Origin of the sequence: Nonomuraea sp. SYSU D8015 (assembly GCF_008065375.1) — a bacterium.
Taxonomy (GTDB): Bacteria; Actinomycetota; Actinomycetes; order Streptosporangiales; family Streptosporangiaceae; genus Nonomuraea.
The window spans coordinates 382,709-395,944 of the sequence record NZ_VJYI01000010.1 but is presented as its reverse complement, the minus strand read 5'-3'; the positions used below and the strand labels follow the sequence as shown (position 1 = coordinate 395,944).

At 71.2% G+C, this 13,236-nt stretch carries 10 protein-coding genes; 5 read left to right on the top strand and 5 right to left on the bottom strand.

The features are described 5' to 3' along the window. Nucleotides 1-176 precede the first annotated feature (176 nt). The 3 genes from ID574_RS36160 (at nucleotide 177) to ID574_RS36150 (ending at nucleotide 1,775) form a co-directional block, all read left to right on the top strand. Nucleotides 177-527 carry a DoxX family protein gene (locus ID574_RS36160; RefSeq protein ID WP_188193475.1) on the top strand — a complete coding sequence of 117 codons (351 nt, stop codon included), beginning with the start codon at nucleotides 177-179 and terminating at the stop codon, nucleotides 525-527. 15 nt (nucleotides 528-542) lie between these two features. Then, a complete protein-coding gene (locus ID574_RS36155; protein WP_188193474.1) occupies nucleotides 543-1,004 on the top strand; it encodes a MarR family winged helix-turn-helix transcriptional regulator in 462 nt (153 codons plus the stop codon). 135 nt (nucleotides 1,005-1,139) lie between these two features. Then, entirely contained in the window at nucleotides 1,140-1,775 is a 636-nt protein-coding gene (locus ID574_RS36150; RefSeq protein ID WP_188193473.1) for an HAD family hydrolase, read from the top strand. 317 nt (nucleotides 1,776-2,092) lie between these two features. Here the strand turns inward: ID574_RS36150 and ID574_RS36145 are convergent, their stop codons facing one another. From ID574_RS36145 to ID574_RS36125, 5 genes are all read right to left on the bottom strand, one after another. Continuing rightward, nucleotides 2,093-3,268, bottom strand: a complete 1,176-nt coding sequence (locus ID574_RS36145; RefSeq protein WP_188193472.1) for an amidohydrolase family protein — start codon at nucleotides 3,266-3,268, stop codon at nucleotides 2,093-2,095. Between the two features lie 339 nt (nucleotides 3,269-3,607). Further along, nucleotides 3,608-7,114, bottom strand: a complete 3,507-nt coding sequence (locus ID574_RS36140) for a S8 family serine peptidase (RefSeq protein WP_188193471.1) — start codon at nucleotides 7,112-7,114, stop codon at nucleotides 3,608-3,610. 126 nt (nucleotides 7,115-7,240) lie between these two features. Beyond that, nucleotides 7,241-7,840, bottom strand: coding sequence for a TetR/AcrR family transcriptional regulator (locus tag ID574_RS36135; RefSeq protein WP_188193470.1), 600 nt, complete (start codon nucleotides 7,838-7,840; stop codon nucleotides 7,241-7,243). Then, a complete protein-coding gene (locus tag ID574_RS36130) occupies nucleotides 7,837-8,658 on the bottom strand; it encodes an oxidoreductase (RefSeq protein WP_188193469.1) in 822 nt (273 codons plus the stop codon). Before ID574_RS36130 ends, ID574_RS36135 begins: the two co-directional genes overlap by 4 nt. Before the next feature lies 1 nt (nucleotide 8,659). After that, on the bottom strand, nucleotides 8,660-9,667 hold the full coding sequence (locus ID574_RS36125; RefSeq protein WP_188193468.1) for a cytochrome P450: 1,008 nt from the start codon (nucleotides 9,665-9,667) through the stop codon (nucleotides 8,660-8,662). Between the two features lie 252 nt (nucleotides 9,668-9,919). Here ID574_RS36125 and ID574_RS36120 point away from each other — a divergent pair, with 252 nt between their 5' ends. Together ID574_RS36120 and ID574_RS36115 are read left to right on the top strand one after the other, a co-directional pair. After that, nucleotides 9,920-12,049 carry an anthranilate synthase component I gene (locus ID574_RS36120; RefSeq protein ID WP_188193467.1) on the top strand — a complete coding sequence of 710 codons (2,130 nt, stop codon included), beginning with the start codon at nucleotides 9,920-9,922 and terminating at the stop codon, nucleotides 12,047-12,049. Nucleotides 12,050-12,152: 103 nt separating this feature from the next. Beyond that, the gene (locus ID574_RS36115) at nucleotides 12,153-13,016 is read left to right on the top strand and encodes a DUF4394 domain-containing protein (RefSeq protein ID WP_188193466.1); all 864 of its coding nucleotides are present in this window, start codon (nucleotides 12,153-12,155) and stop codon (nucleotides 13,014-13,016) included. Nucleotides 13,017-13,236 lie beyond the last annotated feature (220 nt).

Genomic DNA, 13,236 nt, shown 5'->3' with positions numbered 1-13,236 from the left:
TTGTGACGGCCTCAAGCAAACCAGCTCACGCGCCTCGGCGCGAGTCGGCCTCGCCCGCGCACAGCAAGGGTACGGCGGACGTCCGAGCAGGTCAGCAGTGACACAAAGAAATACTTGTCCCTTCAAGCATTTGGGTCTGCAGTCGAGGCTCCCCGAGAAACTTGAAGGGTCAAGCTATGAACGTCTTCCTCTGGGTCGTGCAGGGCCTGCTCGCCGTCGCGTTCCTCGCCGCAGGCGCCGGGAAGCTCAGCCAGCCCAAGGAGCGGCTCCAGCCGCGCATGCCGTACGTCGAGGATTTCAGCCAGCAGCAGATCAGAGGGATCGGCGCGCTGGAGGTGCTCGGCGCGCTGGGCCTGGTGCTGCCGTGGGCCACCGGGATCGCGCCCGTCCTCACCCCCATCGCCGCCGCGGGGCTCGGGATCATGATGATCGTCGCAGCGCAGGTGCATCGGAGGCGGAAGGAGAACTTCGCGGTTAATCTGGTCTTGCTGGCGATGGCCGTCGTCATCGTGGTGGGACGCATCTGACCGTGGGGGTTCCGGTTGGTCGAAGGGCTCGGCGAGGACGAGCAGCGTGCGTGGCAGGGCCTGCTCGCGGTCATGCTCGTCGGCATCCCGCAGGTGGAGCGCACCTTCCGGGCCCACGGCCTGGTCCACATCGAGTACGGCCTGCTCAACGAGCTGGCCACCCGCCCGCTGCGGCTGAGCGACCTGGCCGCCGTCGGGAACGTGTCGATCAGCCGGCTCAGCCACCGGGTGAGCAAGCTCGTGGACCGCGGCTACGTACGGCTGCGCCCGGACGCCAGCGACGGCCGGGCCAGCGTTGCGGAGATCACCGACGAGGGGCGGGCGGTCATCGCGGCGATCGCCCCGCAGCACGCCCGCGCGCTGCGCGAGATCCTCTTCGACCACCTGACGCCGGAGCAGACGGCCGCCCTGGCCGACGCCATGCAGGTCGTCGGCACCAAGCTCGGCGCCTGCCTCGACGGCCGCCCCCACCACTGACCCACCGCCCCGGTCTGCTTTCGAATACAGCCGGCACCACTGAGTGCAGCCGCACGGTAGGCATCCCCGCCCAGGCCTCCGCCTGGCCGTGCGGCCCACGGGGAACTGCCCCCTGCCACCTCATAAGCTCAGTCGGTGCTGACCTTCGCCTTCGATGTCGGGGAAACCATCCTCCGCGACGACCGTTACTGGGCCTCCTGGGCTGACTGGCTCAATGTCCCCCGGCACACGCTGTCCGCCCTCGTGGGCGCCGTCGTCGCGCAAGGCCGAGACAACGCCGACGCCCTCAGGTTGCTGCGCCCCGGCATCGACCTGGACGCCGAATACGCCGCACGCGAGGCCGCAGGCCGGGGCGAACGTATCGAGGAGGAAGACCTGTATCCCGACGTCCGGCGAGCACTGACCGATCTCCGCGCGGCCGGCCACCGCGTTCTGATCGCCGGAAACCAAACGGTCCGCGCAGCCGAGCTGCTCCGCGCGCTCGACCTCCCGGTCGACGCGATCGCCACCTCCGGTGAGTGGGGCGTGGCCAAGCCTCGGCCAGAGTTCTTCACCCGGCTGACCCACTTCGCTGAAACCACGCCCGACCAGATCGTGTACGTGGGCGACCACCCCGCCAACGACATCACCCCGGCACAAGCCGCCGGGCTCCGGACCGCCCATATCCAGCGCGGCCCGTGGGGGCACCTGTGGGCTGACGAGCCGGAGGCGGCAGCGGCCGACTGGCGCATCAGCACGTTGACCGAGCTGGCCGCGCTCGCCACTGAATAGTCCACGCCGAGGCCCTGCTCAACGTCACCACGTCGCTACAGTCCGAGACGAACGCCTTACGCTGGAGGCCCATGCCCTCAGCCCCCGCGGCGGAATCGGCAAGCGCATCGCCTACCACCGAAGCGTCGCCCCGCCTCCCATCCCGCCTTGTCCGCAGCCATGGCCGCCTACGACGTGCCCCACGACGCCCGCCAATGAGCCGACTCGCGGAACTCAACGAGAAGGTGCGCTGTGGGGGCCAAAAGCCGATCGCCGTCCGGCACGCCCCCACAGTCTGGATCGCGGCCGTGGTGGGCCGATTATCCGCGAGGAGGACTTCACAATCGGTAGATCCGGCGCGCGTTCGCCGAGCCGATCATGTGGGCGATCCTGGCCGCGTCGCCCGGGCTCCACTCCCCCGCGCCGACCCTGGCCGCGAGCGCCGCGCCCAGCGCCTGCCGGTAGTAGAGGGCGCCCAGCAGACAGCTCTCGGCCACGCCCCGGCAGCCGGAGCTGAACAGCAGCTTGTGGAACGGCGCCAGCTCCAGCAGCTCCTCCATGACGCGGGCCGAGGCGGCGGCGGTGTGCGGCAGCGCGAGACCGACGTCGACGTAGACGTGCGGGTAGCGGCCGGCGAGGTAGGCGGCGTGGCGGTGGAACGGGTAGCAGTGCAGGAGGATCATCGGCACCCCGGCCGGTTGCAGCGCGGCGACCAGCGTGGTCAGCCTGGCCGGGTCCGTGCGGTGCAGGTCGGGCCCGGCGGTGCCCTGTTCGCAGCCGAAGCCGGTGTGGAACTGGACGGGCAGCGCGCGTTCCCTGGCCACGTCGATCGCGCTCCACAGCAGGTGGCGCAGCAGGATCGGGTCGGTGAGGGGCTCCTTGGGCGCGGCCAGCCGCCGGTTGGCCGCCGCGATCACCGACCCCCTGCTGGGCCGGGCCGGGTCGAAGTCGAGGCCGCACAGGGCGGCGATGACGGTCTTGAGCCCGACCGCACGGGCGGCCCTGGCGGTCAGCTCCTCGCCCAGGCTGTCGAGGTAGTCGACGGCGACCTGGGCGACCTCGGCCACGTCGCGCTCGATCTGCTCGACCCTGACCAGCTCGTCGGCCGCCGCACCGCCGTGGCGGCCCATCTCGGCGGCCGACAGCAGCTCGGCGTCCCCCGCGTTGACGTCCATTGGCGCCGTGTCGACCAGGAACGCCACCACTCCGGCCGCGGCCAGCAGCCGTCTGTTGACCTCGGCGGCGCCGAGCTCGGCCCGGCGGGCGAGGTAGACGGCGGGCGGGGCGTGCGGCTCCAGGTCGAGCAGGGGCGCGCACCAGCGGCGCAGCGCCAGCCCGAACGGCGTGTCGAAATGGGTGGTGCCCGGCGGCGACGCGCCGCCGCCCTCGTTGATGAGCAGCTCGAACTGCGCCCTGGTCAGGTCGTCTCGCCGTACTCCGTGACAGTGGTGGTCGACGAGCGGGGCGAGCAGCGCGTCACGCACCGTGTCGGGTAGATCGACGGAGAGCAGCATGCGGAGACTCTAAGGGAGCTCCGCATGCCGCGCCGCAGTTTTACCGAAGGTCCACGGGGAGCCTTGGGCCTTCAGGCCGGGAATGAACGCGGCCCCCGATAGGGGTGCCTGGCAGCAGGAAGTCCGGAGCCCAGACCAAGGACCTCAGGTCGGGCGGCGCTGCTATTCGGCAAAGCCCGCTACACCGGCGGTGTCGTCGTCACGATCCACCCGGCGCACACGTCACACCGGGTCGGCTGAAGCGTCAAGCGTCCCCTTCCACAGCTCGGGGCGCGGACGCGCCCCGAGCTCCTGCCGAAGGCAGCACGGGAATCCTCGTCCTTCAGGGCGAGGAACAGGTCAAGGAGCCGCTTTGTCGGGCCGCTCCGAGATGCGCACGGCGTTGACGATCGTCGAGCCCTGGCGGGTGGCGAAACGCACGTTGAGCTGGCCGTCGGTGACCTTCACCGTGTACTGCCGGGTGACGGCCGTGTACGTGCCCGCCTCCAGGGCCAGGTCGAGCGCCGGGATCGCCAGCTGCCCCTCGACCAGCACGTCGAACACGCGCTTGCCCATCTGCGTGTTCCGGATCTCGGCGAAGTCCAGCTCGACGGTGTACGTCCCGGCGGGCACGCCGTCGAAGCGGTACTCCAGCATGCCCTCGCGGGCGGTCCTGAACAGGGCCTGGTCGTCGGTCCCCGCGATGGTCCTGGACGTGCTCTGCGTCCTGTTCTGGGTGGCGACGTAGCCGTGGGAGCCCTGGACGTACTTGCGGTCGGCCGTCCACGCGTCGCCGGCGGCGTCGGTCAGGCCCTTGCCTGCGCCCACGTCGATCGCCACCTGGTGCTTGGGCACCACGACCCGCACCGTGATCTCGAGGGTCGGCTGGCGGCCGCTGGCCGACTTGACGAGCAGCTTGCCCGCCCGGAACGTGCCGGGCGCGACCCCGGCGCTGGACACGGTGACCCGCAGCGTCACCGCCTGCCCCTTGGCCAGCTCGCCCGCCGCCGGCGTCACGCTCGCCCAGGTCTCCCCGGTGACCGTGTACGCGGTCGGCGAGCCCAGGTTCGTCAGCTCCAGCGTCCGCGTGCGGGTGGCCTCGCCCGGCATGACCACGGTCAGCTCCGCGGCCGACGCGCTCACCCGGCCGGTGATCAGGGCCGTGTCGATCCGCGTCACCGTGCCGGGCGCCACCGTGACGGTCTTCGTGAAGGTGCCGTAGTGCTCCTTGGACACCACGACCTCGTAGTCGCCGGCCGGCACCTGGCCGTAGAAGGCGCCGTCCGCGCCTGTCGTGAACGTCGCCACGTCCCCGAGCCGGACCGTCGCGCCCGCCAGGGGGTCGCCGTCGTTGGCGTCGGTGACCGCGCCGGTGACCAGGCCGTGCCTGCTGGCCGTGAAAGCGATGCCCTGCCCGGCCGACAGCGCCGCCTCCTCATAGGAGTACAGCAGCGCGTCCGTCCCGGTGGCGTTCTCGATGCCGACCGTGGCGCTGGTTCCCTGCTCGCGCTCGCTCTCGACGTCCTTGTACCGGAACCCGATCGAGCCGTCCTCGCCCAGCAGCGCCGCGAAGGAGATCCGCTGCGCGGTGTCGTTGTAGAAGGTGACGTTGCGCCACTCCACGACGAACACCCGGTGCGGCGCCGTGCCCGTCACCGCCGTGTAGATCCCGGCCTGGGCGTCCACGGTCAGGTCATCCCAGTACGGGTAGATGGCGTTGTTCGGGGTGCTGGTGGTGGGCAGCCGGCCGTTGCTCGCGGTGACGATCTTGTCCGGGGCGAACGTGACGAACCCGTTGGTGCCGATCCACGCCTTGTTCTGCCCCGTGCCGTAGAACGGGACCGGGAACGGCAGCGTCACCTGAACGGCCTCGTCGTCGCCGGTCAGCGCCAGCTTCTCGGTGCCCGCCACGTACGCCTGCGCGCCGCCGCGGCACGTGTAGCCGAAGCCGTCGCCGCGCAGCGGCAGCTCCACGTCCTTGACGACGACATCCCCGGGGTCGCCGGCCACCGTCACCGCCGAGGTCGCGCCGCTGGAGCAGCGGGACGCCGGCGTGATCGTCAGGTCGTAGGTCCCGTGCGGCAGCGTCAGGCTGTAGCGGCCGCCCGCGTCGGTGACCGCGCTGACCGGCGTGCCGGCGGCCAGCACCGTCGCGCCGGGCTCCGGCGTGCCGGCCGTGGTGACCGTGCCGGACACCACGCCCGTCGGCTTCCGCGTCATCGTCACGTCCGCGGTCGTGGCCTGCCCGGCGGTGATCGCCGCGGTCGCGGTGGCCGCGCCGTAGCCGAACTTGGCCGCCGTGATTTCATACTCGCCGGCCAGCAGGCGTGGGATGGCGTACCTGCCGTCCGCACCGGTGGTGACCGTGCGGCTCATCGGGCCGGACACCGTGACGGTGACCCCGGCGACCGGCGCGCCCTCCGCGGTGACCGTGCCGCTCAGGTCGCCCACGTCCCCGGCGGGGGCGGCGCGGACGGCGGCGTACGCGTCGAGCCTGCCCTCGCCCCAGATGTTGTTGTCGGCCGCGGTGCCGCCGCAGGCGGTGTCGTCGACGTCGATGGCCGTGGTGTCGAGCAGCGGGCGGGTGGCCGCCACGTCGCCCTGCAGCCCGGGCGAGGCCGACCAGATCAGCGCCACCGTGGCCGCCACGTGGGGCGAGGCCATGGACGTGCCCGTGTAGCTGTCGTAGGAACCGCCGGGCGTGGAGGAGCGCACGTTGACGGCGGGCGCGGCGATGTTCGGCTTGATCTCGCCGCCCTCGCCCTCGCCCTTGCTCGACCGGTTGTACAGCGCGTTGTTGACGTCGAAGCCGCCCGCGCTGTAGCTGATCGCGTACTGGCCGGGCGAGCCGGAGGTGTCGCAGGCCGGGCCCTCGTTGCCGTTGGCGAACGCCGGGAAGATCCCCGCCGCGATCCACGCCTCGACCGTCTCCTTGTACCAGGGGTCGAACCCGTCGCCGCCCCAGGAGTTGTTGACGATGTCCGGCGCCAGGTCCGGGCGCGGGTTGCGGCCGGACAGGTCGGTGGGCGCCAGGATCCACTGGCCGGCCGCCAGCAGGGAGGCGTCGGTGCAGGTGTTGAGCTCACAGCCCTTGGCGGCGATCCACTTCGCGCCCGGCGCGACGCCGATGCCGTTGGCGCCGGCCATGGTGCCCGTGACGTGCGTGCCGTGGCCGTTGTTGTCGCACGGCGCGGAGGTCGGGCAGACGCGTGCCGGGTCGAACCAGTTGTAGTCGTGGGTCACCGAGCCGTCCGGGTTCCTGCCCCGGTAGCTCGCGGCCAGCTCCGGATGGTCGAACTGGGCGCCGGAGTCGATGGTGGCCACGACGATGCCCTCGCCCCGGTTGCCCGTCTCCGACCACACGCGCGGGGCGCCGACGCGGTCGATGTTCCATTCGACCGCGTTCGCCTTCGCCTCGGCCTTCCCCGGCACGGGCTCCGGTAACGAGAGCGTGCGGACCGGCTCGAGGCGCTCCACCTCGGCGAGCTTGGCGATCTCGCCGGCCAGCTTCTCGTCGGCGGTCACGCGTACGGCGTTGACGATCCAGTAGGAGGTGTAGTCGGCGTCACGGGCGTCGAGCAGCTTGCGCAGGCCCTGCTGGGAGGTCTCGGCCCGCTCGGTCTTGGCCTCGAAGACCAGCTCGGCCCTGGCCTGCTTGGTGGCGGCCCGGCGGGCGCCGCTCAGGTCGGCGGCCCCCTTCATCCGGACCCAGAAGGTGGCCTTGCCGTCCTGGTCCAGCTCGGCCTGGACGGTCTTGTCGATCTTGCCTGGGTCCGGCGCCGCGTGGACCGCGGCCTGCGGGACGAATAAACCGGCGACGGTGATGATCCCGGCCAGGATCGCACGCCGGCGGAGGGTGGGGGGCACGCGCTCTCCTTCACGACATTGGGGGAGAGGTGATCTTTACGCCTCTGTCGAGAAGGGTGAAGCGATCTTGTCGGGAAAGCAAGGGCCGTCGTGAAATGTAACGTGACTGGCTGAAATGTAATCTGGTCAGCCGCCGTGCCGGTCGCGGTGGCCCACCTGCTTCATGATCGCCATGAAGTACGCCTTGATCTCGGCGGGGGACTCGTCGTCCGGACGGCTCACGAGATGGTTGATCACCGCGGCGTTCAGCATCTCCGCCACCACGTCGGCGTCCAGCTCCGCGGGCAGCTCACCGAGGTCGCGCGCGCGGAGGAGCATCTCGCGCACCACCGCCCTGCGCCGCCCGCTGTTGACCTTGTGGTAGGTCGTCAGCAGCTCCGGATAGTCGTCCACGGAGGAGAAGATGCGGCGCAGCAGGCGGCGCAGGCGCGGCACGGCCAGATAGGCCCCCCAGTCCTCGAACATGTGGTCCAGGTCGCGCCAGCCGGTGAAGGCCGGGTCGTTGTCGTGCAGCGCCCACTGCAGGGTCCGCAGGAGCAGCGCCGTCTTGTCGGGGTAGCGCCGGTAGACCGTCGCACGCGTCACCCCCGCCCGGCGGGCGACCTGCTCGATGCTGGTCTGCTCGGCGCCCACCTCGATCAGGAGGTCGAGCGCGGCGGTCAGGATGGCCGTGTCGGCCTCCTGGCTGCGCGGCCTCCCCGCTGATCGAGGTGCGCTCGTCGTCATCTCTGTCGGGTCACCATCTTGTCGAAGAGCCGGTCGGGCAGGATTCTATTGAGCCGCAGCAGCAGCTTGGCGTACTGGCCGACCGCGTAGCGCGGCCTTGGATCGGGCGCGGTGACGATCTCCCTGACAGCCCTGGCCACCACGACCGGGTCGGAGCCCGTTCGGTCCCGCTGGAAGGCCTGTTCCGCGCGCCGCGCCATCCACTCCGCGACCTTCGCGTACGGCCCGCCGCCCGAGTATTCGCGCAGCTGGCGAGGCGTGTCGTCCTCGAACCCCGTCTTGATGATCCCAGGCTGGACCACCACGACCCGCACCCCGAACGGCGTGACCTCCTGCCGGAGCGTGTCCGAGAACGCCTCCAGCGCGTGCTTGGAGGCGTAGTACCATGCGCCCAGCGGCAGGGCGATCTCGCCGCCGATCGAGGAGACGTTCACGATCGTGCCCTGCCCCTGCTCGCGCATGTGCGGCAGGACGAGCTGGGTCAGCCGGGCCAGGCCGAAGAGGTTGACCTCGAACACCCGCCTGGCCTCCGCGACCGGCACCTCCTCGACGGAGCCGTGCACGGCGGTGCCGGCGTTGTTGACCAGCACGTCGATCCGATGCTCCTTCGCCAGGACGCTGTGCACCGCGCGTTCGAGTTCGGCCTCGTCGCTGACGTCCGTCCCGATCGCGTGCCCGCCCGCGGACTCGATCGCGGCCATCTGCTCCACGCGCCGCGCCAGGCCGTACACGGTATGGCCGGCCCGCAGCAGCTCCAGCGCGGTGGCCAGGCCGATGCCCGCAGAGGCTCCGGTGACCAGGCAGACCTTTCCCGCCACGTCAGCGCTCCTCGTCCCACGTCACCGGCAGGCTGTGCACGCCGTGGATCAGCATGTCCATGCTCCGCACCGGCACGTCCTCGGGCGGGACGGCCAGCCGCAGCGAGGGGAACCTGACGAACAACGCGGGGAAGGCCGCGCGCATCTCCACCCGGGCGAGGTGCTGGCCGAGGCACTGGTGGACGCCGTGGCCGAAGCCGAGGTGGCCGGTCGTGGACCGGGTCAGGTCCAGGGCGCCGGGGTCGGGGAAGCGCCCCGGGTCGCGGTTGGCGGCCGCGATCGCGACGGTGACGGTCTCTCCGGCCCGCACCGTCTCACCGCCCAGCTCGACGTCCTCCAGCGCGGTCCGCACCAGGTAGGGGGTGATGCTCAGGTAGCGCAGCAGCTCCTCGACCCCCTGCTCGGGCCGGGCACGCAGCACGGCGATCTGCCCGGGATGGCGCAGCAGCGCGAACGTGCCCAGGGCCAGCATGTTGGAGGTGGTGTCGAGCCCGGCGCCCAGCAGCAGGAACCCGATGGTGGTCAGCTCGTCGTCGGTCAGGTCGCTCTTGGTGAGCCCGCTGAGCAGGTCGTCTGTGGGTGCGCTCCGCTTGGCCTGGACCAGCTCGGCCATGTGGGCCGTCATCGCCAGGTAGGCGTCGACGGTCTCGTCCCGAGGAACGTCGGTGCGGATCAGCCTGGCGGCCTGCTCCCGGAACCGTCGCCGATCCTCCTCCGGCACGCCGAGCAGCTCGCAGATCACCACCGCCGGGATGGGCGCGGCGAACGCCTCCACAAGGTCCGCGGGCGGCCCCTGCCGCTCCGTCTCGTCCAGGAACACCTCGGTGACCTTCTGGATGTGCCCGGTCAGCAGCCGCATCCTGCGCACGGTGAACTCGCCGGTGAGCAGGCGGCGGTAGCGGCCGTGCTCCGGCGGGTCCATCTCGTGGAACATCCCGGGTCGCGCCGGTGGCCGGGCCGGCTCCCCAGGGCGCTCGACAGGCAGCACGACCGCCTCGGTCTCGGTCATCTCGGTTCTCCTTCGTACAGCGATAAGAATACAGTACAGGTCTGTATTCAAATGCGCGTACGGCGGGTCGCGTTGCGCGATCTTGAATGGCCGGTTAACCTGTCGGCATGCGAAATCACGCTCAGCTCCAGTGGTGGCGCCGCTCCTAGGCGGCGCGAGTTTCGCATTCCTCAACGGACGGCCGCCCCGGATGGCGGCCTTTCTCGTGTCCGCCCCCGGGGCTCGATCATGTGACGTGATAAGGGGCAGCAAGTGGAGACCAGCGGATATACCACCGCCGGGGGCATCGGCGTCGAGCGCGAGGCGCGTGAGGTCGACGAGGCCGCCCTCGAAGAGATCGTGACGGCCCTCGGCGAACGGCGCGGCGGCGCCTTCTCCTCGGGCATGGACTACCCGGGCCGCTACAGCCGATGGGCCTTCGGCTACGTCGATCCGTGCCTGGAGCTGGTCGCCAAGGGGCGCACCATCGCGGCCACCGCGCTCAACGAGCGCGGCCGGGTCGTGCTGCCCGCCGTGGCCTCCTGCCTGCTGGCCGCGGGCAAGCCGGTCGCCGAGCCCACGGCCGACCATGTCGAGGTGTACGTCCCCGAGTCGGAAGACCTGCTGCCCGAGGAGATGCGCAGCCGCCGGCCCACCGTCTTCACCGCGATCCGCGAGGTCATCGCCGCCTTCCGCGGCGACGACCCGCACCTCGGCCTCTACGGCGCCTTCGGCTACGACCTGGCCTTCCAGTTCGAGCCCATCAGGCAGGAGCTCGTACGCCCCGACGACCAGCGCGACCTCGTGCTCCACCTGCCCGACCGGCTCGTCGTGATCGACCGGCAGCGCGAGACGTGCGTCGAATACCGCTACGAGTTCACCGTCGACGGGTCCACCACCCGCGGCCTCGAGCGCACCGGCGCCGCCACCCCCATCCAGGCCCCCGGCGAGCTGCCGCCCAACCCCAAAAAGGGCGACTACGCCAAGGTCGTCGCCGCCGCCAAGGAGAAGTTCAAGCGCGGCGACCTGTTCGAGGTCGTGCCCGGCCAGGTCTTCCACGCCGCCTGCACCGACCCGGCCGCCTTCTACCGCGGCCTGCGCCAGAGCAACCCGGCGCCGTACGAGTTCATCATCAGCCTCGGCCAGGGCGAGCACCTGGTCGGCGCCTCGCCCGAGATGTACGTCCGGGTCACCGGCGACCGCGTCGAGACCTGCCCCATCTCCGGCACGATCGCCCGCGGCAGCAACCCGGTCGAGGACGCCGAGGCCATCCGCACGCTCCTCTCCAGCGTCAAGGAGGAGTCGGAGCTGACCATGTGCACCGACGTCGACCGCAACGACAAGTCGCGCATCTGCGTCCCAGGCACGGTCAAGGTCATCGGCCGCCGCCAGATCGAGCTCTACTCCCGCCTCATCCACACCGTCGACCACATCGAGGGCCGCCTGCGCCCCGAGTTCGACGCCCTCGACGCCTTCCTCACCCACATGTGGGCCGTCACCGTCACCGGCGCCCCCAAGACGTGGGCCATGCAGTTCATCGAGGACCACGAGGCCACCACCCGCCGCTGGTACGGCGGCGCCATCGGCTTCATCGGCTTCGACGGCTCCATGAACACCGGCCTCACGCTGCGCACCGCCCAGATCAAGAACGGCGTGGCGACCGTCCGGGCCGGCGCCACGCTGCTGTTCGACTCCGACCCCGAGTCCGAGGAGCGCGAGACCGAGCTCAAGGCCAGCGCCCTGCTCGGCGCCCTGGCCGCGGTCAACCAGCCCGGCGCCGTCCCGGTCGCCGAGCCCAGGCCGCAGCCGGGCCAGGGCATGAAGGTGCTGCTCGTCGACCACGAGGACTCCTTCGTCAACACCCTGGCCGACTACTTCCGCCAGGAGGGCGCCGACGTCGTGACGCTGCGCCACGGCTTCCCAACCCACATGATCGACGAGATCGGGCCCGACCTCGTGGTGCTCTCGCCAGGGCCCGGCTGGCCGACCGACTTCGGCATGGCCGCGCTGATCGACGAGATCTACGCCCGCGACCTGCCGGTCTTCGGCGTCTGCCTGGGCCTGCAGGCCATGGTCGAGCAGGCCGGCGGCACGCTCGAGCTGCTCGACTACCCCGAGCACGGCAAGCGCGGCCAGGTCACGCGCCTGGGCGACAGCGCGCTGCTGGAGGGGCTGCCCGAACAGTTCACCGCGGCCCGCTACCACTCGCTGCACGCCAAGCGGCCGGGCGTCGTCGGCTTCACCCCGACCGCGCTCACCCCGGACGGCAACGTCATGGCCATCGAGGACGTCGAGCGGCGCCGCTTCGCCGTGCAGTTCCACCCGGAGTCGATCCTGACCCAGGAGGGCGGCGCGGGCGCCAAGATCATCGCGAACGTGCTGCGGCTCTGCCGCCGTTCTTGACCCGTGCCCGAGCCCGCCCCGGGCGAAATCCCGGGGCGGGATCATCCGCAACGCCCGCATCAACGAAGAAAGGGGCAAGGCAGCACTCACATAAGGAGTTCCGATGCGAAAGCATGTTGCGCTCGCCCTCGCCGTGCTCGGGGCGGGCGCGGTTCTGGCCTCGCCCGCCCAGGCGCAGGCCCGCAGCGCCGGCCCGATCGTGGCCGGCCTCACGACCGCCGGCGACCTGGTGGTCTTCCCCGCCGACCGGCCGGGCGACGTGGACCGGGCCGGCCGGATCAGCGGCCTCAGGGGCGACAGGAAGGTCGTCGGCATCGACTACCGGGTGCAGGACCGCAAGCTGTACGCGGTCGGCGACCGGGGCGGGATCTACACGCTGGACGGCCGGGCGCGGGCGACCAAGGTGTCGCAGCTGACCGTCGCGCTCAAGGGCAGGACGTTCGGCGTCGACTTCAACCCGGCCGCCAACCGGCTGCGCGTCATCAGCGACACCGGCCAGAACCTGCGCCACAACCTGGACGACCCGAACGGCGCCCCGGCCAGGGACACCACCGCGAACGACGGCACGCTCACCAACCCGCCAGCGCCGCCCGCCACGGCCGGGGCGACCGCGACCGGCGTGACCGCCGCCGGATACACCAACAACGATCTGAACGCGGCCACCGCGACGACCCTGTTCGACCTGGACACCATGGGCGACCAGGTGTCCGCGCAGTCCCCCGCCAACGCGGGCAACCTGGCGCCCACCGGCAAGCTGGGCGTGGAGGCCGCCACCGACGCCGGCTTCGACATCTACAGCCGGCTGCGGAACGGCGTGACGGTGTCCAACACCGCCTACGCCGCGATCAAGGTGAGGGGTGCCTACCGCTTGTTCTCGGTCGACGTGCTGACCGGCAGGGCGGCCCTGCTCGGAACGTTCCCGGCCAACCGTCAGGTGAGCGACATCGCCGTCCAGCTGGACCGCTAACCCCGTTTTCCGCCCTTCACTGCGCCTGACCACCGGTTCCCCCTGCCCCACCGCACTTCGGCGGAGGTCCCTTGAGGAGGGAGGGAAGTGCGGACATCCCTTGAAGAGGGACGGAATTCCGGCGGAGGGGCGTGCGGCTCGGGGGTTTCTCTCGGAGACGGGCTGGTCGGCGCGGCCCTCGGGGATGCGCCCGGGCTACCGCACACCGGGCGGCATCTGT

What these genes read in the sequence shown, in the direction of transcription:
- ID574_RS36160 (WP_188193475.1), top strand. Translation starts at nt 177, where the DNA reads ATGAACGTCTTCCTCTGGGTCGTGCAGGGCCTGCTCGCCGTCGCGTTC.
- ID574_RS36145 (WP_188193472.1), bottom strand. Translation starts at nt 3,268, where the DNA reads ATGCTGCTCTCCGTCGATCTACCCGACACGGTGCGTGACGCGCTGCTC.
- ID574_RS36135 (WP_188193470.1), bottom strand. Translation starts at nt 7,840, where the DNA reads ATGACGACGAGCGCACCTCGATCAGCGGGGAGGCCGCGCAGCCAGGAG.
- ID574_RS36125 (WP_188193468.1), bottom strand. Translation starts at nt 9,667, where the DNA reads ATGACCGAGACCGAGGCGGTCGTGCTGCCTGTCGAGCGCCCTGGGGAG.
- ID574_RS36115 (WP_188193466.1), top strand. Translation starts at nt 12,153, where the DNA reads ATGCGAAAGCATGTTGCGCTCGCCCTCGCCGTGCTCGGGGCGGGCGCG.